1 pseudogene is annotated in these 291 nt (G+C 65.3%); it reads right to left on the bottom strand.

Features of this window, described 5'->3' with window-relative positions:
- Positions 1–291 (bottom strand): annotated as a pseudogene (locus tag SB786_RS35980) (bifunctional metallophosphatase/5'-nucleotidase); the annotation flags it as partial.

The following is a 291-nucleotide window of genomic DNA, read 5'->3' as shown; positions in this document are numbered from 1 at the left end:
AGCTTGATCACGCCCAGATGCTTGCCCCAGTAGTTCGCCATCACGGTCGGCACGCCGTTGACGGTGCCCTTCACCTTGTCGACGCCCGGCAGGTTGAACTGCGCGACCGTGCTGTTCGCGTCGGGGAACACCTGGTGCGAATGGCCGATCAGCATCGCGTCGATGCCCGGCACGGTCGACAGCCACCAGCTGCCGTTTTCCATCGTCGGCGAATACGCCGTGTTGTCGAGCCCGCCGTGCGAGATCGCCACGACCAGATCGGCGCCCTTCGCGCGCATCTCGGGGATGTAC

The sequence above is a fragment of the Burkholderia sp. SIMBA_062 genome (assembly GCF_046534765.1).
Lineage (GTDB): Bacteria > Pseudomonadota > Gammaproteobacteria > Burkholderiales > Burkholderiaceae > Burkholderia > Burkholderia ambifaria.
Note: the sequence above shows the minus strand (reverse complement) of the source record. Positions and strands in the feature narration are given on the sequence as shown.